Genomic DNA, 18,806 nt, shown 5'->3' on the forward strand with positions numbered 1-18,806 from the left:
CGACATGATCACATTTGCACGCAGGCAAAGCGGATTACTTTGTCTTTATTTCAGCGGTGCCGGGCGAAACCAGCGGCACTGGCACTATCGCTCCGCCTCTGGCGAATGCAGCACGGGCGTGGAGGATGCCCCTTGCCCGGCGCTTGAGGGCGACCAGGTGTGGCTTGCGGTCCCCTCGGAACGCTGTCTGTTTTATACCGCCAGCGGCGGCGGCGGCAGGATCTCGCCGCAGGCCCTGCGCTGGCAGCTGGAGGGGTTTGCGCTGGGCGACATCGAAGCCTTGCATATCACCGTGCTGGCAAAAGAGGCCGGGCAGCAGTATCTGGTGGCCATTGACGCAGAGTGGTTACGTACCACGCTGGCGCACATCGCACAAAGTGGCCTCAGGGTAAGTTACGCGCTGCCGGACATCATGTGCCTGCCACAGGGGCATGCCAGCCTGGCTGGCGAACAGTGGCTGGCACATCATGCGCCCTTCGCTGGCGTCAGCCTGCCCTCTGCCGATGTCGCGCATTTGCAGACGCTTGACCCTACGCTGGCGGGTTTACCCCAGGTGGCGTGGCCAGCGCTGCCCGCTAAACCACCCTGCTTTTCTCTGCTACATGGCGCATTTTCTCCGGCCATCCGCTGGGGTAAAAGCCTACACTGCCTGGCTGCCGCGCTGCTGCTTTCGCTTGCGGCCCTGCCTGCCGTACCGCTGTGGCAGGGCTGGCAGTTAAACCGCGCAGCCGGGCAGATAAACCAGCAGGTGCTGCAGCGTTACCAGCACTATTTTAACGGACAGTCGCCGACCGATGCGGGCGCAGCATTTCGCCACCAGCTGCAGCGGCTGGAAGCCGCCCCTTCCACCTCAGGGCTGTTGTCGCTGATGACGGCATCTCAGGCACTGCTCGCAAATCTGGATACAACTGCCCTGCAGCGGCTGGAATGGGATGCAGCACGCCAGCAGTTGCACTTACACTTCGCCACACCGCTGGCAGCGACAGCCCTGCAGGCTGCACCCGCGGGTATCACTGTCAATCTGCAGGAACGTAACGAGCTGATTATAGGAAGGAAACCATGAAGCAACGCGTACACCATTTCTGGCAGTCTCGACAGCCGCGCGAGCAGGCCCTGCTGCTGCTGTGCCTGGTCGTGGCCTGCGTTGCCCTGCTTTACAGCGCCCGGCAGGGTGCCGTTGCGTGGCAGCAGCAGGCAGCAGCACGCCTGCAACAGCAGCAGCGGGCATGGCAGCAGATGCAGCAGCTTGAGGCGCGTATGCAGGCGGTATTACCCGCACGGCCCGACATTGCCACCCTTAATCAGCTCACCGGCCTGTCGCTGCAGCCGGCGGCAGATGGCGCACTGATTGCCAGTGCCGATTCCGTGGAGTTTAAGCCGCTGATTAACATGTTGATATCGCTGGAGCAGCAGCAGCGCCTGCAGGCTACCCGCCTGCGGCTGGAACGGCAGGAAACACGGCTGCGCCTGACGCTGCTGGAGCTGAACGATGTTCGCTGATGCCGCTTACTGGCTGCTGCTGGCCGCGCTGGGTCTGACGGTAGGTAGCCTGCTGAATGTCGTCTGCTGGCGACTGCCGCTGATGATCACCGCGCAGGCACCCGCAGGTTTCAGCCTGTGGCTACCCGCCTCACACTGCCCACAGTGTCAAACGCCGCTGAAGTGGCACGACAATATTCCCCTCATCAGCTGGTTGCGGCTACAGGGCCGCTGCCGTCATTGCCGGCAGCGGATTGCCGTGCGCTATCCGCTGATGGAGGGGGTCACCCTGCTACTGACGCTGGCGGTCAGCGCCATCTTCCCCTGTGGCCCGCTGCTGCTGGCGGCGCTGCTGCTAAGCTGGCTGCTGCTGCCGCTAATGGTGATTGATGCGGAACATCAGCTACTGCCCGATCTGCTGACGCTGGGATTGCTGTGGCTTGGCCTGCTGGCAAACCTGCTGGCGTGGCTGCCCGCCGTTACGCTTCACGCCAGCGTTGCCGGGGCCATTATGGGCTATAGCGTGCTGGCGCTGCTGGCACATGGCTGGTACTGGCTGCGCGGGAAAGAGGCGTTGGGTTTGGGGGATGCCAAGCTGCTGGCGGCGCTGGGTGCGTGGCTGGGATGGCAACCGTTGCCCCAGCTGCTGCTGCTGGCTTCGATTGGCGGGATTGGCTGGGCGCTGATGGCGCGCCTGCTGTGGCAGCGCCCCCTCAGCGCCGCCTTGCCGTTTGGCCCTTTTCTGGCCGTTGCCGGCTGGTTACTGTGGCTGAGCGGCAACCGCTGACTGTTTTTTCTGAGTAAAGTGAATAAAGGGCGCGCTGGACTGGTTCAGCGCCGCACATTTGTCTGCCAGCGTGGGAGCATCCGCATCCAGCGCGCTCATGCGGCTGGCAACCTGCGCCGCCAGCTGCTGGCGAAAGTCTGGCGGCGTCGCCCATCCCCGCTCTGCGGCCAGCGAGAGCGCGCTGGCGGCCAGGCGATCGTCCGCCGGAATATCGCTACGGTTGCAGTTTTGCCGCAGCCAGCTGGCGGAAGCCACAACGGCAGAGAGCTGAGACAGCTGGCTGGCAACCGGCACGGCTGCCGCAGGCTGGTGATGCTGGCAGGCGCTGAGCGCCAGCGTGCTGATTAGCAGAGCGGGTAACACTATCTTCATCATTAAGGTCATCTTTTGTGAGACATAAAGGGGGGGAATTATACATCCCCTGTTTCACCTCTCTGTTTCGCTAAGATCATTTAAGCCGTTTTCAGCCTTAAGGCATCCCCCGCCAGCAGCATTAACGCTGTTTAAGTTTCAATAAGTAACCCCGCCAGCATTTTTTCCCTAGGCTACGAGCACCTGACATGTGGCAGGTATCCACTTTATATCTGGAATTATGGAATCGATAAAATGATGAAATTGAACAAAGTCGCCCTGGCATTATCTTCACTATTAGTCAGCGGTGGCGCTTTGGCCCACGGTTATGTCACCGAGCCGCCTTCACGCGACCTGCTGTGCCAGAAAGGGGTGAACACCGACTGCGGCAATGCCGCCTACGAGCCGCAGAGCGTGGGTGAATCTCATAAGGGCTTCCCGGGTGCGGGCACGCCACCGGATGGCAAGCTGGCCAGCGGTAACAATAGTAACAGTGAAACCCTGGCAGCCAGGCTGAATGAGCAGACCAGCGAACGCTGGGCAAAAAATAAAATTCAGGCGGGTGAGCATAACTTCTCATGGCATTTCACTGCCGTGCACGCCACGCAGAACTGGAAATACTTTATCACCAAGCCAGACTGGAACCCTAATAAAGTCCTGACGCGCGACTCGTTTGAATTAACGCCGTTCTGCGTGCATGACGGTAAAGAGATTGTTCCGCCTGCTGATATTACCCACAGCTGTACTATCCCGGAGCGCAGCGGTTACCATGTTATTTATGCCAACTGGGAAGTGTCTAACACCGATAACACCTTCTATAAGATGATCGACGTCGAGTTTGAAGACACTGTTCCTTCCGAGTGGAAAAAAACCATCGGTTCCATCTCGCCGAAAGTCGCACTGAAAGCGGGTGATAGCGTGAAAACCCGCGTGTTTGGTCCAGATGAGCGCCCTGAACTGAGCACCACGCTCAACATTAACAGCGACGCCGAAGGCGATATCAACATCTGGTCAAAAGCACTGGCTGCACGTATTAATGAGCTACAGCCTGACCTGCGCGCCGGCCAGAAAAATAACCAGGGCGAAGTTAACCCGGTTGAGGGGATGAACACCATTTATACCCGCGATGGCAGCGGCCTGACGCGCGTGGAAATTGAGCTGGACACGCACGAAGAAGTTAAACCGGTGATGGAGATCGGCGGGGTAAAAAATCAGTACACCATTACCGATGGCCACGCACCTATTGAGCTGACCGCTAACGTGACCGGTGAGATGGTGATTAACGCCAAGCTGTTCGATAAACATAACACCCTGCTCGGCTTTGGCAGCGAAACGGTGAAAGACGGTAGCGTTAACGTGGCGCTGCAAAATAAGAACCTGAAGCCAGGCAACTACACTCTGACCGTAGTGGGTATCACCCGCGATCAGCAGATGCTGCAGCAGAGCTTCGATCTGACCCTGAGCGAAGCGGCTGGCGGCGGTGATTATCAGTTCACCTACCCGGAAAACATCAAGCAGTACGTAGGCGGTACTAAAGTTCTGCAGCCAAAAGATGGCAAAGTGTATGAGTGTAATAAAGGCCAGACCAGCGGCTGGTGCACCATCTACGCTGCCAGCGCTAACCACTACGAGCCGGGCGTTGGCGGCTACTGGAAAGATGCGTGGAGCGAAGTGGGCACTGCGGCTAAGTCTCATAAGCACTAATACCTGAATCCATGTAGCAGAAAGCAGGTGTTTAATACCCTGACGCCCCCGGCCTGAATGGCCGGGGGCGTTTTTTTATTCCTTCCGGCCGCCGCAATAGCGCGGGGGCAGATGGGGCGGAGCCCTGCCTCAGTCGCGGCAAAAAAAAAGCCGCAGCGTTATCCGCTGCGGCAATTTTATTCGCTTCACTGGCTGACATCAGGTCGGCATCGCCGCCTCTCGATGTTACCGTGCTGCTGGGTTAAGCCAGACGGCCGTGACACTGCTTATATTTCTTACCGGAACCGCATGGGCACAGGTCATTACGCCCCACTTTACGCTCGCCAGTCTGCTCAGAGAGTGACTGCGCGGCTTCCGTGTCGGCATCAGCGTGGCTCAGCTGCTGCTGCTGCGCCAGATGTTCAGCTTCCTGACGGCGCTGCTCTTCCATTTGCTCAATCTCTTCCGGCATGCGCACCTGAACTTTGCTCAGGGTGCTGATCACTTCGTATTTCAGCGACTCCAGCATGGCGGCGAACATCGCGAAGGACTCACGCTTGTACTCCTGCTTGGGATCTTTCTGCGCGTAGCCACGCAGATGGATACCCTGACGCAGATAATCCATCGCCGCCAGGTGCTCTTTCCACAGCGAGTCCAGCGTTTGCAGCATCACGCCTTTTTCGAAGTTGCGCATCATCTCCACGCCAACCACTTCTTCTTTGCGCTGATACTGGGTTCTCGCCTCTTCCATGATGCGCTCACGCAGCGTCTCTTCATGCAGATCCGGCTCTTTATCCAGCCACTCGGCAATCGGCAGATTGAGGTCGAAGTCGTTGCTCAGGCGCTCCTGCAGGCCAGCAACATCCCACATCTCTTCCAGAGACTGCGGTGGGATATAGCCATCAATGGTGGCTTTGAACACGTCTTCACGAATGCTGGCGATAGTTTCTGACACGTCAGAGACGTCGAGCAGTTCGTTACGCTGGGTGTAGATGGCACGGCGCTGATCGCTGGCAACGTCATCGTACTCCAGCAGCTGCTTACGGATGTCAAAGTTGCGGCTTTCCACTTTGCGCTGGGCGTTAGCAATCGCTTTAGTCACCCACGGGTGCTCAATCGCTTCGCCGGGTTTCATCCCCAGTTTACGCATCATGTTGGTCACGCGATCCGAGGCAAAAATACGCATCAGGGCATCTTCCATCGACAGGTAGAAACGGGATGAACCGTTGTCGCCCTGACGACCAGAACGACCGCGCAGCTGGTTATCGATACGGCGCGACTCATGACGTTCGGTACCAATGATATGCAGACCGCCTGAAGCCAGCACCGCGTCGTGGCGAACTTTCCACGCGCTCTTGATGGCTTCGATCTGCTCTTCGGTTGGATTTTCAAGCGCGGCAATCTCTGCCTGCCAGCTGCCGCCCAGTACGATGTCGGTACCACGACCCGCCATGTTGGTCGCGATGGTCACGGCTGAAGGCTGACCCGCCTGCGCCACGATATCCGCTTCGCGGGCGTGGAATTTGGCGTTAAGCACTTCGTGTTTGATGCCCGCTTTGTTCAGCTCATGGGACACCACTTCTGATTTTTCAATCGAAATAGTACCGACCAGCACCGGCTGACCGTTAGCGGTACGCTCGCGGATATCTTCGATGATCGCGCCGATCTTCTCCATTTCGGTCATGTAGACCAGATCCGGCAGATCCTTACGCACCATTGGGCGGTTAGTCGGCACGACAATGGTATCCAGCTTGTAGATTGAGCTGAATTCAAACGCTTCGGTATCGGCGGTACCGGTCATCCCGGCCAGTTTGTTATACAGACGGAAGTAGTTCTGGAAGGTGATCGAGGCCAGCGTCTGGTTCTCGTTCTGAATTTCCACACCCTCTTTGGCTTCCACCGCCTGATGCAGGCCGTCAGACCAGCGACGCCCCTGCATGGTACGACCGGTGTGCTCATCAACGATAATCACTTCGCCATCTTTAACGATGTAGTCAACGTCGCGGGTAAACAGCACGTGCGCGCGCAGTGCGGCGGTGACGTGGTGCATCATCATGATGTTGCCCGGCGAGTAGAGGGATTCGCCCTCTTGCATAATGCCTTCGCTGACCATCAACTCTTCAACGGCGACCAGACCACGTTCGGTCAGGTGAACCTGGCGCGCTTTCTCATCAACGGAGAAGTGCCCTTCGCCCTGGAAGGTGTCGGAATCCTCTTTCTCCTGACGGATCAGGCGCGGAATGATTTTGTTCACCTGAATATACAGCTCGGAACTGTCTTCCGCCGGGCCGGAGATGATCAGCGGCGTACGCGCTTCATCGATCAGAATGGAGTCAACCTCATCCACCAGCGCGTAGTTAAGCTTGCGCTGCACGCGGTCTTCCGGGCTAAACGCCATGTTGTCGCGCAGGTAGTCAAAACCGTATTCGTTGTTGGTGCCGTAGGTGATATCGGCGGCATAGGCGGCACGCTTGGCCGGAGCCGGCATGCCTGGCAGATTGATACCAATGCTCAGACCAAGGAATTCAAACAGCGCACGGTTGTTTTCGGCGTCACGCTGGGCCAGGTAGTCATTCACGGTAACCACGTGGACGCCTTTACCGCTCAGCGCATTAAGGTAGGCTGGCAGCGTTGCCGTCAGGGTTTTACCTTCACCGGTACGCATCTCGGCGATGCAGCGATCGTTCAGTACCATACCGCCCAGCAGCTGCACGTCAAAGTGGCGCATGCCGAATACGCGTTTACTCGCTTCACGAACGGTGGCGAACGCTTCCGGGATCAGGTTTTCCAGCTCTTCGCCTTTCTCCAGGCGTGCGCGGAACTCAACGGTTTTCGCTTTCAGCTCGTCGTCAGACAGCTTAACGAAATCGGGTTCCATCTTGTTGATCAGGTCTACCGCTTTGCGCATACGACGCAGCGTGCGGTCGTTACTGCTACCAAAAACTTTGGTTAATAATTTGATTAACATAGTAAATAATTCTCTCAGCCACCGCGTTCACGATGGACACTTAACGTTTAATTTTAAACAGATTGGTTGTTATGAATTAAGTGCAGATAGCGGTCCGGCGCGAATGCCGTGAACCTGTGCCAGCCACAGGCCGGTTTGATGGCGGGGAACGGCTTCAACCTGACGTTGGGCCGTCGTGCGAATGATGACCGGCGGTTTCGCTTCATGGGTCAGCAGCGCGTTAAGGGTGTCGAGCAGCGCCAGCTTATGGGCTTCAAGCGGCTGGGTCTCTTCCGCTACCGGGGAAACCGAAGGCGTAAGCGTAAATGACAGGTGGCGGATAACCGTGCGGATCGCGTGCTGATGCCAGTAATCTACGCTGAATGAAGGGCGACGCGCGCTCTCCAGCAGCGCCAGGCTCTCAAAACGCACCGCCGTGCCAATATTCAGGCTTCGCGACGAGGTTTCTGCTAAGGTAGGGCGATCGTGCGCTGACGCGTGCGGCAGGCCAAGACTCGCCGCGACCATCCCCAACAGGAGATGCGGCCAGAAATAGCGTCTGCCAAATTGTCGCCAACGATTAAGAATACCGATCACTGTGTTCCGCCGGAGCTTGCTATGCGCGATAGTCGCCCACAATCAATTGAGAGTTTTTTCGACCATGCTCAGGAGAAGAGCGCGCTGCAAAACGTGCAGCAGCGAGCTATTGCTCTGAACAAACTGAACCGTGCAGTGCAGGGCATTCTTCCTGCTCAACTGCATCCCTGGTGCCGCGTGGCAAACTTTCGTCAGGGCGTTCTGGTGATCGAAACGGCTAATGCTAACTGGCTGATGCGCTTACGCTACGAACAGTCCAGCTTGCTGTCAGCTTTACGTGCGCAAATATTACCATCATTGACGTCGATCGACATCAGGATAAATCCATCGCTGGCGGCAAAAGGCCAGGAATCTGTGCAAGAAAACAGCACTCGAGCGAAAGACGCGGAGAAACCGCCTATGAGGCAGCTGAGTGAGCATAGCGCGGAGATTTTACGGAGTGTCGCGAGCCAAAGCCCGGAAAAGCTGAAGAAAATATTAGAACGACTGGCCTCACTGGCCGGAGAGGGTACCAGCTCAACCAGTCGTTAATACCCCCTTCATACTTACAGCTGCTGCTGCAATTATTTGGGGGAGCGTTTGATTCTGGGTTACGCCAGAACCAGATTTGGTGCCTTGAATGTCACCGGGAGTGTCGCTTCGTCTTCAAACGTTGCCCATTCCCATGCTTCCTGCTTAGCCAGAACAGCCTGTAACAGCTTATTGTTCAGGGCATGGCCAGATTTGAATGCGGTAAACGCACCAATGATGTTGTGGCCACACATGTACAGGTCACCGATAGCATCGAGCATTTTATGACGCACAAATTCATCTTCAAAACGCAGACCATCTTCGTTCAATACGCGGTAGTCATCTACCACGATTGCGCAGTCAAAGCTGCCGCCGAGGCACAGGCCACGGGACTGCAGCGCTTCGATGTCACGCATGAAGCCGAAAGTACGAGCACGACTGATCTGACGCGCGAAGGCTTCCGCAGAGAATTCCATGCGGTAGCGCTGGGAGCTGGAGTCAATCGCCGGGTGGTTAAAATCAATGGTGAAATCCAGTGAGAAACCATTGTACGGCGTAAACTCAGCCCATTTGTCGCCATCTTCAACCCGGACAGGCTGTTTGATGCGCACAAACTTCTTAGCGCTATTCAGCTCTTCAATACCTGCGTCCATCAGCAGATAGATAAAGGGTGCGGCGCTGCCATCCATAATTGGAATTTCAGGCGCGTTCACTTCCACCACAATATTATCAATGCCAAGGCCTGCAAGGGCTGCATTCAGGTGTTCGACTGTCGAAATACGTACGTCATGCTCATTAACCAGGCAAGTACAGAGCATGGTATCACGCACGGATTTGGCATCAGCCGGGAAATCAACCGGTGGATTCAAGTCAGTGCGACGATAGATGACCCCGGTATTAGCCGGCGCAGGGCGTAACGTCAGCGTGACTTTCTTGCCGGTATGTAACCCGACGCCAGTCGTCTGAACAATACGTTTTAATGTCCGTTGTTTGATCATCGCATTATCTCGCAAAAATTAGCCATCCGACCGCCAGTTTACTTCACTGGCGGGCGAACAGTTTAACACAAAGAGCGAAGAATCCCAATTTCTCGGGTTATTCCTAGTCTGCCTGCTTGCGCAGGAAGGCTGGAATGTCCAGATAGTCAGGCTCTTTGTTAGTCTGTGTGCCCGGATCGTTGACCACTTTCGCCGCAGGTTTCTGCTCCTGTGGCAGCGGGGCCATACCGTGCTGCTGGTAACGGTGATCCATCACTGGCTGAGTGGTCTGCTTATTGGTCACTAGCGTAATTTCTGGACGTTTGTCCATGCCGATACCGGTAGCCACCACGGTCACACGCAGTTCGTCGTTCATTTCCGGGTCAAGGGAAGTACCGATAACCACGGTTGCGTTGTCAGAAGCGAAGGCGCGGATGGTGTTACCCACGGTTTCGAACTCATCCAGACGCAGGTCGAAGCCAGCGGTGATGTTAACCAGCACGCCGCGTGCGCCAGACAGGTCGATATCTTCCAACAGTGGGCTGGAGATCGCCATTTCTGCCGCTTCTTCCGCACGGTCTTCACCACAGGCCACGCCAGAACCCATCATCGCGTAGCCCATTTCGGACATCACGGTGCGCACGTCGGCAAAGTCGACGTTCATCAGGCCCGGACGGGTGATCAGCTCTGCGATACCCTGTACCGCGCCTTTCAGCACGTCATTAGCCGCGCCGAACGCGTCCAGCAGAGAGATACCGCGACCCAGCACCTTCAGCAGCTTGTCGTTTGGAATGGTGATCAGTGAGTCGACGTGCTTAGACAGCTCGGCAATCCCCTGCTCGGCAAAAGCCATGCGCTTTTTGCCTTCAAAGTTAAATGGCTTAGTCACCACTGCAACGGTCAGAATACCGAGGTCTTTGGCCACTTCAGCCACGACTGGCGCAGCACCCGTACCGGTACCACCGCCCATACCCGCAGCGATAAATACCATGTCCGCACCTTCCAGTGCCTGACGCAGTGCTTCGCGATCTTCTTCGGCGGAGTTACGGCCGACTTCCGGGTTTGCCCCAGCGCCCAGACCTTTAGTAATTCCGTTACCGATCTGAATCGTCTGGCCTACCGCAGTTTTACGCAATGCCTGAGCATCGGTATTCACCGCGAAGAACTCAACGCCTTCGATACGCTCACGCACCATATGCTCTACGGCGTTACCGCCGCCGCCGCCGACGCCGATGACTTTAATCACCGCGTCATTGGTTAATTCCATTGGTTCAAACATAATTTCTCTCCGTTATGTGCCTGTTCGCCTGGAGATCACTAAATAAGTCTAGCATGATCCCCTATGGTAAAAATTAAAACTCTTTTCTCAGCCAGCTGTTGATTTTCTTGAACCAGTTACCCACTGAGGCTCTTTTTTCTACTTCTGCTTCACCGTTAAGGTGAGACTCTTTTCCGTAGTGCAGTAAGCCCACCGCCGTTGAGTAGTAAGGCTCCTGCGCGTAATCCGTTAATCCTGTAATGTTCAGCGGCTGTCCGATACGCACCTGCGTGTGGAAGACACGCTGGGCGCAAGCCGCCAATCCTTCAATCTGTGCCGCGCCGCCGGTCAACACAATTCCGGCCGCGAGGTGATGTTTCACGCCCTGCTGGCGAAGCTGCTCCTGCAGCTGCAGGATTTCGTCATTCACCAGGTTCAGCAGCTCGGTGTAACGCGGCTCAATCACTTCAGCCAGCGTCTGGCGCTGCAGGCTGCGCGGTGGACGCCCCCCTACGCTTGGCACTTCGACGTTTTCGTCTTTGCCAACAATCGAACCCAGCGCACAACCGTGACGCACTTTGATCGCTTCCGCGTCGGTTGGCGGAGTGCCGAAGGCGTAAGCGATATCGCTGGTCACCACGTTGCCCGCGTACGGGATAACCTTGGTGTGGCGCAGTGCGCCGCCGGTGTAAACCGCGATATCCATGGTTCCGCCGCCGACATCGACTACGCAGACGCCCAGCTCGCGCTCATCTTCGGTCAGCACGGCAAAGCTCGATGCCAGACCGGCGAAAATCAGTTGGTCAACTTTAAGGCCGCAACGTTCAACCGCTTTGACGATGTTTTTCGCCATATCGTTGTGGCAGGTGATCAGGTGCACTTTCGCCTGCATGCGCACGCCCGATAATCCGACCGGGTTTTTGATCCCTTCCTGATAGTCGATCGCATATTCTTGCGGAATAACATGGAGGATGCGGTGTTCATCGCGAACACGGACGGATTTAGCGGTATGTACCACATTCTCCACATCTTCCTGCGTCACTTCCTCTTCGGAAATAGGAACCATCCCTATTTCGTTCTGGCAGCTGATATGTTTGCCCGATAATGCAAGGTAAACCGACGAAATCTGACAGTCCGCCATCAGTTCGGCCTGATCGATAGCGCGCTGAACGCATTTCACTACCGACTCCAGGTCGTTAACGCCGCCTTTATCCATCCCGCGAGACGGGCAGCTGCCCACCCCGATAATATTAACCATGCCATCAGGCAGAACTTCCCCTACCAGGGCGGCAACCTTCGCGGTGCCTATCTCGAGTCCAACTACCAGTTTTCTGTCCGTCGACTTGATCATTGTTGTTTAGCCTGTGCCTGATTCTGTTGCTGTTGCTGATTACTGTCAGCGGCCGCCATCGGCGCCGGTGCCCATCCTACTGCCGCGCCAGAGTCGTAACGCAGGTCTACGTAGCTGATACGTTTGTTCTCCGCCTGGCCCTGACGTTGCAGGGTAGGCAGTAACTCGATGAAACGCTGCAGACGTTTCATATCCTCGTTACGCCCTAACTCCAGACGGGTGTCATCTTCTAACACCAGCTGCCATGAACGCCTTGCGGTCATGGACGCCGCCTTCAATTTCAATTTGCTGGCCGCCAGCGCGTTACTCATCTGGTGGTAGCCGGCTAACACTTCAGATTCGCTGCCTTCCGGGCCATACAGCATCGGCATATTTTCTTTACCGAGATGACTGGCCGGGACGCTGAACGATTTGCCTTCTGCATCAACCATATGCACATCATTCCAGCGTGCAACCGGAACGTACTCAACCAGATGAATCTTTAATTCGTCCGGCCACTGCTTGCGCACGCTCACCTGCTGGATCCACGGCAAGCGCTCAATCTGCTGCTGAATAACATCCACATCCTGCGACATAAAAGTGCCAGGTTCGCCAAGCGACAAAATCGCCTGGCGGATGTCATCATTGGTGGTGTAGTGCGTCTGCCCGGTCACCACCAGCTTTGACAGCGGCAGCTGCGAGGCATCGTTCATCCATTTCAGCACCACAAACCCACCGGCCAGCATCACGCCCAGTACCATCGCCAGAAAGATCATCCCGGCAAGGCGTGAACCGTTACTGCGCCCGGTGCGCGCTTTTTCCTGCGCTTCGCGGTTACGGACATTCAGAGCAGCCTGGGACATATCAGTCCGCCAGCTCCAGAATGCGCGCCACCAGCTGCGAGAAGGTCATCCCGGCCTGTTTTGCCGCCATTGGCACCAGGCTATGGCTGGTCATACCCGGTGACGTGTTGACTTCCAGCAGATAGAAACGGCCATCACCGCCCATCATCACGTCTACGCGGCCCCAGCCGCTGCAACCCAGCGCGCGCCAGGCGGCGAGGGTCAGTTCGCTCAGTTCCGCTTCCTGTTCGGCACTCAATCCTGACGGGCAGAAGTATTGAGTATCGTCAGAAATGTATTTAGCTTCATAGTCATAGAACTCGCTGGCGGTTTTTATTCTGATTGACGGCAGAATTTGATCGCCAATCACGCCAACGGTGTACTCAGGGCCGCTTAAAAAGGCTTCCACCAGCACTTCATCGTCGTGGCGGAAGGCTTCATCCAGCGCAGCAGGGAACTGATACGCCTCGTTCACCCGCGAGATCCCCACGCTTGAACCTTCACGGCTCGGCTTGACGAACAGCGGCAGGCCAAGGGCATCAATGCTGGCCAGCTCTTCCGCCGCCAGCCCTTCATCCATCTGGGCGCGCGTCAGCGCGACAAATGGCGCCACCGGCAGCCCACAGCCCTGCCACAGATACTTACTGCGCAGTTTGTCCATCGTGATGGCCGATGCCATCACGCCGCTGCCGGTGTAAGGGATCTGCAGAAATTCCAGCACGCCCTGTAAGGTGCCATCTTCACCGCCGCGACCGTGCAGGGCGATAAAGGCTTTGGCAAACCCTTCCTCTTTCAGTCGCATCACCGGGAAATCACGGATGTCGACCGGATGTGCATCAATGCCTGCATCCTGCAGGCCTTGCAGAACGGCAGCGCCCGATAACAGCGATACGTCACGTTCTGCGGAGGTTCCACCCAGCAATACCGCTACTTTCTCAGCCATGATGTTCCTCTTTATTCGTCTGCGGTTGTAACTTAAGCTCAGCCAGCGTGCGGGCGATACGGCCAACGTTGCCGGCGCCCTGCACTAAAATAAGGTCGTTACCGGTCAGTTTCGGTAACAGCATTTCCAGCACGGCATCATGGTCAGACACCAGAATCGGGTCGACTTTGCCACGACCACGAATGGTGCGGCACAGAGAGCGGCTGTCGGCGCCGGGGATCGGTGCCTCACCGGCGGCGTAAACATCCAGCATCAGCAGCACATCGACCTGTGACAGCACGTTGGCAAAATCGTCATACAGATCGCGGGTGCGCGTGTAGCGGTGTGGCTGGAAGATCATCACCAGATTTTTATCCGGCCAGCCGGCACGCGCGGCTTTAATCGTCACGTCAACTTCGGTCGGATGATGGCCGTAATCGTCCACCAGCATCGCGCTACCTGCCTGGCCGTTCACTTCTGCCAGCGGATATTCACCGAGGAAGTCGAAGCGGCGCCCGGTGCCCTGGAAACTCAGTAGCGCGCTGAGGATTTCATCATCCTCAATGCCCTCTTCCGTCGCCACGGCAACCGCAGCGGCGGCGTTAAGCGCGTTATGGCGACCCGGGGCGTTCAATGTTACGTGCATCAGCGGTTTGTCGTGGCGTACCAGGGTAAAGAAGCCCTGTGCGCCGCGCTGTTGGTAATTTTCCACCCGCACATCGGCGTCATCGCTAAAGCCATAGGTGGTGATCTGGCGCCCGACGCGCGGGATCAAATCGCGGATCACCGCGTCATCCACGCACATCACCGCACGGCCATAAAACGGCAGGTTGTGCAGGAAGTTGATAAACGTCTGCTTCAGATTTTCGAAGTCGCCCTGGTAGGTATCCATGTGGTCGGCTTCGATATTGGTGACAATCGCCACCATCGGCTGCAGATGCAGGAATGAGGCATCGCTCTCGTCCGCTTCCGCAATCAGGTAACGGCTGCTGCCAAGGCGCGCGTGGGTTCCCGCCGCTTTCACCAGCCCACCGTTAACGAAAGTCGGGTCGAGGCCGCCTTCCGCATAAATGCTGGAGACCATCGCCGTGGTGGTGGTTTTGCCGTGCGTACCAGCAACGGCAATACCGTGGCGGAAGCGCATCAGTTCAGCCAGCATCTCTGCACGGCGGATCACCGGGATACGCGCTTCGCGTGCGGCAACCACTTCCGGGTTGTCCTGCGAGACAGCGGTAGAAACCACCACCACGCTGGCATCGCTGACGTTCTCCGGGCGATGGTTAAAATAGATCGTTGCGCCCAACGCGCTCAGATGCTGAGTCACCGCATTCGGCGCCAGGTCTGAACCGCTGATTTCATAGCCTTCATTCGCTAACACTTCGGCAATACCGCCCATGCCGGCACCACCGATGCCAACAAAGTGGATGTGCCGGACGCGACGCATCTCGGGCACGATAGAACGCAGTTTTGCCAGTTGCTGTGTATTCATCTGTTACCTGTGTTGCTACGGGTCAGACCTGCCTGCCCCTACAAAAATCATTTGGCCGCTTTACTGACTTCAGCTGCGACACGTTCGGTTGCATCCGGGATCGCCACCGCGCGGGCTTTTTCTGCCATCTTCAGCAGCGTTGCGCGATCCCATCCTGCCAGCGTTGCCGCCACCACCTCACTGGTGAACTGCGGCTGCTCGTAAATTTTGGCGGCACCGGCCTGCTCCAGCGGCAGGGCATTCCAGTACTGCTGACGATCTTTATGCTGAAACGGCACAAATATCGCCGGTAATCCTGCCGCAGCCACTTCGCTGACGGTCAGCGCGCCGGAACGGCACACCACCACATCAGCCCAGGCGTAGGCGGCGGCCATATCGTCGATGAACTCGGACACCTTATGCTGCGTCTGGTTCACCTGAATGTAAGCCTGATTCACTTCGTCCAGCGCGCCTTTGCCCACCTGGTGCCACAGCGTAATGCTGTCACCCAGCCTGGCCGCTACCTGCGGCATGGTCTGGTTCAGTACGCGGGCGCCCTGACTGCCACCGATCACCAGCACGCGCGTCGGGCCTTCACGCCCGGCTAAGCGTACCGCCGGCAGAGGCAGTGCCAACACGTCGGTTCGCACCGGGTTCCCCACCACTTCCGCCTTAGGGAAGGCACCTGGGAAGGCCTGCATCACTTTGCTGGCAATCTTCGCCAGCCATTTGTTAGTCAGACCCGCAATGCCGTTCTGCTCATGCAGCACCACCGGAATACCGCAGCTCCACGCGGCCAGACCGCCGGGGCCGGAAACGTAACCGCCCATTCCCAGAACCACATCCGGCTGCCAGGCTTTCATAATCGCCCGCGCCTGACGCCAGGCGTTGAAGATGCGCAGTGGCGCCGCCAGTAATGCTTTGATGCCTTTGCCACGCAGCCCGCTGATGCGAATAAAATCAATTTCGATGCCGTGCTTCGGCACCAGGTCCGCTTCCATACGGTCAGCGGTTCCGAGCCAGCGTACCTGCCAGCCCTGCGCCATCAGATGGTGTGCCACCGCCAGCCCGGGGAAAACATGCCCACCGGTTCCGCCAGCCATCACCATCAGTCGCTTTCCAGTCATCAACTACCCTCTGGTGAACGCCTGGGCTTTCGCCAGACGCGTCTCATAATCTATGCGTAACAGGAACACGATGGCGGTCGACATAATAATCAGACTCGAACCACCGTAACTGATCAGCGGCAGCGTCAGACCTTTGGTCGGTAACATGCCCGCTGCGGCCCCGACGTTAACCAGTGCCTGGAAGCTAAACCAGACGCCAATTGAACAGGCGAGGAAGCCGGAAAAGCGCTGATCGATCTCTAAAGCTTTTCGCCCGATGGACATCGCGCGAAAAGCGACGAAGAATACCATTAACAGGGCTAAAACCACACCGATATAACCCAGTTCTTCTCCGATAATCGAGAAGATAAAGTCGGTGTGAGCTTCCGGTAAATATTCCAGTTTTTGCACGGAGTTACCTAAGCCCTGGCCCCAGAATTCCCCACGGCCAAACGCCATCAGGGACTGGGTCAGCTGGTAGCCACTGCCAAACGGATCTTCCCACGGGTTCCAGAAGGAGGTGACGCGGCGCATACGATAGGGTTCGGCCACAATCAGCAGGCAGACGGCGAAAATCCCGGAGCCGATAATCGCAAGGAACTGCCACAGTTTTGCCCCGGCAAGGAACAGCATCGCCAGCGTGGTGACAAAAAGCACTACCACCGTACCGAGGTCCGGCTGCGCCAGCAGCAGTACCGCCAGCACCACCATCACGCCCATCGGCTTGCAGAAGCCCCAAAAGTTGTTACGAACCTCTTCGACCTTACGCACCAGATAGCTGGCGAGATAGCAGAACAGCGACAGTTTTGACAGCTCGGCAGGCTGGATACGCAACGGGCCGAGGGCGATCCAGCGCGATGCCCCGTTAACCGAGCTACCCACCACCAGCACCACCAGCAGCATGGCAACGGTGCCCAGCAGCATGATATTGCTGTAGCGCTGCCAGAAATCCATCGGCACGCGCAGGGTCACCAGCGCCATCCCCATCGCCAGCAGGATGTAAAACGCATCGCGCTTGGCAAAGTAGAACGGGTCATCGTTAAGACGCTGGCCAACCGGCATCGACGCCGATGTCACCATCACAAAACCTATAATCGCCAGGCCAAACGTCAGCCATAGCAGGGTGCGGTCATACAGCACCATCGAGTTGGTATCGCTTTCGCGCGACCCCATGACCCAGTTTCTCAGCAGGTCAGAAATACCGCTGGCAAGGCTCAGACCAGGAACGCGCATCAGTCAGCCTCCCGCGCCAGTTGGGCAAACACGTCGCCGCGCTGCTCAAAGTTTTTAAACTGATCGAGGCTGGCGCAGGCCGGAGACAGCAGCACCAGATCGCCAGGCTGCAGTACGGTTTTAATCTGCTGCACCGCTTCAGCCAGGGTTTCCGTCTGCACGGCAATTTCCGGGCGCAGCTCAGCCAGCTCCGCACCGTCACGGCCAAAGCACCAGATGCGGATACGATCCCCCTGCAGGTAGGGTGCCAGCGCGCTGAAGTCGGCGGATTTACCGTCACCGCCGAGCAGCAGATGCAGCGTTCCCTTAACCTGTAACCCCTTCAGCGCCGCTTCGGTGCTGCCGACGTTGGTGGCTTTGGAATCATTTATCCAGCGCACGCCGTTGCGCTCATGCACCAGCTGGAAACGGTGCGGCAGACCGGCGAAGGTGGTTAACGCTTTCAGGCTGCTGGCACGCGGCAGGCCGACGGCGTCCGCCAGCGCCAGCGCGGCCAGCGCGTTGGTGTAGTTGTGCTTACCGACCAGATGCATCTCATCGGTGTTCAGCACTTTCTCGCCTTTCACCCGCAGCCAGATACTGCCCTGCTGGTGATTGAGATGATAATCGCCGACGTCGGCGCCAAAACTGACGCAGCGCGTGTCGGCACCACGCACCGGCATGGTCATCGCATCATCGGCATTGACCACGCAGACGGCGGCATTCTCATAAATGCGCAGCTTGGCCGCACGGTACTGCTGCATCCCCAGCGGATAGCGATCCATATGATCTTCAGTCACGTTAAGGATGGTGGCAGCGGCGGCGCGCAGGCTGGTGGTGGTTTCCAGCTGGAAGCTGGAGAGTTCCAGCACGTAAAGCTGCGCCGGTTGCGCCAGCAGCATCAGTGCTGGCAGGCCGATATTGCCGCCCACGCCAACCTGCCAGCCTGCGGCTTTCGCCATCTCGCCCACCAGCGTGGTGACGGTGCTTTTGCCGTTAGAGCCGGTGATCGCCACGATGGGCGCCTGCGCTTCGCGGCAGAACAGCTCGATATCGCCGACGATCTCTACTCCGGCATCCGCCGCCGCCATCAGCGACGGATGAGCCAGCGCCATTCCCGGGCTGGCCACGATCAGGTCGGCAGCCAGCAGCCAGTCTTCGTTTAACGAACCTAACCAGCGCTCAACCTCTTTCGGCAGCTTTTCCAGCCCCGGCGGCACGACACGGGTATCCATCACGCGCGGCGTCACGCCACGTGCGACAAAGAAATCAACACAGGAGAGGCCGGTCAGCCCCAACCCGATGATGACGACTTTTTTACCCTGATAGTCAGCCAT

The 18,806-nt window shown here is 57.5% G+C and carries 17 protein-coding genes; 5 read left to right on the top strand and 12 right to left on the bottom strand.

What is annotated here, in order from left to right:
* Window positions 1-4 precede the first annotated feature (4 nt).
* The 3 genes from gspL to QLG07_RS10600 are packed head-to-tail and all read left to right on the top strand — an operon-like array spanning window position 5 to window position 2,266.
* Entirely contained in the window at window positions 5-1,063 is a 1,059-nt protein-coding gene (gene gspL, locus QLG07_RS10590) for a type II secretion system protein GspL (protein WP_282469187.1), read from the top strand.
* Window positions 1,060-1,500, top strand: a complete 441-nt coding sequence (gene gspM / locus QLG07_RS10595) for a type II secretion system protein GspM (RefSeq protein ID WP_282469188.1) — start codon at window positions 1,060-1,062, stop codon at window positions 1,498-1,500. The genes gspL and gspM overlap by 4 nt, the downstream gene beginning before the upstream one ends.
* Entirely contained in the window at window positions 1,490-2,266 is a 777-nt protein-coding gene (locus tag QLG07_RS10600; RefSeq protein WP_282469189.1) for an A24 family peptidase, read from the top strand. The genes gspM and QLG07_RS10600 overlap by 11 nt, the downstream gene beginning before the upstream one ends.
* Here the strand turns inward: QLG07_RS10600 and gspS are convergent.
* Window positions 2,240-2,641 (bottom strand): type II secretion system pilot lipoprotein GspS, encoded by a 402-nt coding sequence (gene gspS, locus QLG07_RS10605; protein WP_282469190.1) that lies wholly within the window; start codon window positions 2,639-2,641, stop codon window positions 2,240-2,242. The genes QLG07_RS10600 and gspS overlap by 27 nt on opposite strands.
* Window positions 2,642-2,872: 231 nt before the next feature.
* Between gspS and gbpA the strand changes: the two genes are divergently transcribed.
* Window positions 2,873-4,321, top strand: coding sequence for an N-acetylglucosamine-binding protein GbpA (gene gbpA, locus QLG07_RS10610; protein ID WP_282469191.1), 1,449 nt, complete (start codon window positions 2,873-2,875; stop codon window positions 4,319-4,321).
* A 241-nt stretch (window positions 4,322-4,562) separates the two neighbouring features.
* On the opposite strand, the gene secA is transcribed toward gbpA, so the two are convergent.
* A complete protein-coding gene (secA, locus tag QLG07_RS10615; RefSeq protein ID WP_191149517.1) occupies window positions 4,563-7,268 on the bottom strand; it encodes a preprotein translocase subunit SecA in 2,706 nt (901 codons plus the stop codon).
* Window positions 7,269-7,337: 69 nt separating this feature from the next.
* A complete protein-coding gene (secM, locus tag QLG07_RS10620; RefSeq protein ID WP_048914889.1) occupies window positions 7,338-7,844 on the bottom strand; it encodes a secA translation cis-regulator SecM in 507 nt (168 codons plus the stop codon).
* Window positions 7,845-7,865: 21 nt separating this feature from the next.
* Here secM and QLG07_RS10625 point away from each other — a divergent pair, with 21 nt between their 5' ends.
* Window positions 7,866-8,375 (top strand): DciA family protein, encoded by a 510-nt coding sequence (locus QLG07_RS10625; protein ID WP_048914888.1) that lies wholly within the window; start codon window positions 7,866-7,868, stop codon window positions 8,373-8,375.
* Window positions 8,376-8,434: 59 nt separating this feature from the next.
* Here the strand turns inward: QLG07_RS10625 and lpxC are convergent, their stop codons facing one another.
* The 9 genes from lpxC to murD all read right to left on the bottom strand — a co-directional run bounded on the left by lpxC (window position 8,435) and on the right by murD (window position 18,806).
* Window positions 8,435-9,352, bottom strand: coding sequence for a UDP-3-O-acyl-N-acetylglucosamine deacetylase (gene lpxC / locus QLG07_RS10630; protein ID WP_048914887.1), 918 nt, complete (start codon window positions 9,350-9,352; stop codon window positions 8,435-8,437).
* Between the two features lie 103 nt (window positions 9,353-9,455).
* Complete coding sequence (gene ftsZ, locus QLG07_RS10635; RefSeq protein WP_048914886.1) at window positions 9,456-10,610, bottom strand: cell division protein FtsZ; 1,155 nt, start codon at window positions 10,608-10,610, stop codon at window positions 9,456-9,458.
* A 73-nt stretch (window positions 10,611-10,683) separates the two neighbouring features.
* Entirely contained in the window at window positions 10,684-11,940 is a 1,257-nt protein-coding gene (gene ftsA, locus QLG07_RS10640) for a cell division protein FtsA (protein WP_048914885.1), read from the bottom strand.
* Complete coding sequence (gene ftsQ / locus QLG07_RS10645; protein ID WP_048914884.1) at window positions 11,937-12,782, bottom strand: cell division protein FtsQ; 846 nt, start codon at window positions 12,780-12,782, stop codon at window positions 11,937-11,939. The genes ftsA and ftsQ overlap by 4 nt, the downstream gene beginning before the upstream one ends.
* A 1-nt stretch (window position 12,783) precedes the next feature.
* Window positions 12,784-13,704, bottom strand: coding sequence for a D-alanine--D-alanine ligase (locus QLG07_RS10650; protein WP_282469192.1), 921 nt, complete (start codon window positions 13,702-13,704; stop codon window positions 12,784-12,786).
* Window positions 13,697-15,172 carry a UDP-N-acetylmuramate--L-alanine ligase gene (murC, locus tag QLG07_RS10655; RefSeq protein WP_048914882.1) on the bottom strand — a complete coding sequence of 492 codons (1,476 nt, stop codon included), beginning with the start codon at window positions 15,170-15,172 and terminating at the stop codon, window positions 13,697-13,699. Before murC ends, QLG07_RS10650 begins: the two co-directional genes overlap by 8 nt.
* Before the next feature lie 47 nt (window positions 15,173-15,219).
* The gene (gene murG / locus QLG07_RS10660; protein ID WP_048914881.1) at window positions 15,220-16,278 is read right to left on the bottom strand and encodes an undecaprenyldiphospho-muramoylpentapeptide beta-N-acetylglucosaminyltransferase; all 1,059 of its coding nucleotides are present in this window, start codon (window positions 16,276-16,278) and stop codon (window positions 15,220-15,222) included.
* Window positions 16,279-16,281: 3 nt separating this feature from the next.
* On the bottom strand, window positions 16,282-17,490 hold the full coding sequence (gene ftsW, locus QLG07_RS10665; protein WP_048914880.1) for a cell division protein FtsW: 1,209 nt from the start codon (window positions 17,488-17,490) through the stop codon (window positions 16,282-16,284).
* A complete protein-coding gene (gene murD, locus QLG07_RS10670) occupies window positions 17,490-18,806 on the bottom strand; it encodes a UDP-N-acetylmuramoyl-L-alanine--D-glutamate ligase (RefSeq protein WP_282469193.1) in 1,317 nt (438 codons plus the stop codon). The genes ftsW and murD overlap by 1 nt, the downstream gene beginning before the upstream one ends.

The organism is Erwinia sp. V90_4 (assembly GCF_029967685.1).
GTDB lineage: Bacteria > Pseudomonadota > Gammaproteobacteria > Enterobacterales > Enterobacteriaceae > Erwinia > Erwinia aphidicola.